1 protein-coding gene is annotated in these 753 nt (G+C 65.7%); it reads right to left on the reverse strand.

Annotation, left to right across the window (positions count from 1 at the left end; translation table 11 throughout):
• The coding region (araH, locus tag ACU8YE_RS23745) for an L-arabinose ABC transporter permease AraH (RefSeq protein WP_446929781.1) at positions 1 to 753 on the reverse strand (753 nt) is incomplete at both ends.

Genomic DNA, 753 nt, shown 5'->3' on the forward strand with positions numbered 1-753 from the left:
ATGGGCACCGTCGAGAACGTGATGAACCTGCTGAACATCGATGCGTTCTATCAATATCTGGTGCGCGCCGCGGTTCTTCAACTGGTCGAGCAGCACGGCGGCGAGCAGGATCGCGCCGCGCACCAGATATTGATAGAACGCATCGATGTTCAGCAGGTTCATCACGTTCTCGACGGTGCCCATGATCAGCACGCCGATCACGACGCCCGAGATCGACGCGCGTCCGCCCGCGAGCGACACGCCGCCCAGCACGCACGCGGAAATCACGTTCAGCTCGAAGCCCTGCGCCGCGTTCGGCTGGCCCGACGTGATCCGCGACGCGAGAATCACGCCCGCGAGCGCGGTCACCGCGCCCTGGATCAGGAAGATGTAGACGCGCGTGCGCTCGACGTTGATGCCGGCGAGCCGCGACGCCTCCGGGTTGCCGCCGATCGCGAGCGTGTTGCGGCCGTACACGGTCTGGTTCAGCAGCACGCCGAAGCCGATGAAGCACAGCAGCGTGACCCAGATCGGCAGCGACACGCCGAACATCGACATCCCGCCGAGCGCGATGAAGGTATCCGACGACACGCCGACCGCCTGCCCCTTCGACACGATGAAGCCGAGCCCGCGCACGATCTCCATCGTCGCGAGCGTCGTGATCAGCGCGTTGATCCGCAGATAGGCGATCACCGCGCCGTTGACGAAGCCGATGACGGCGCCCGCCGCGACTGCCGCCGCGATCGCGACGAACGTGTTGTCGGTCGCGTTGAG

This window comes from Ralstonia sp. VS2407, from assembly GCF_052950655.1.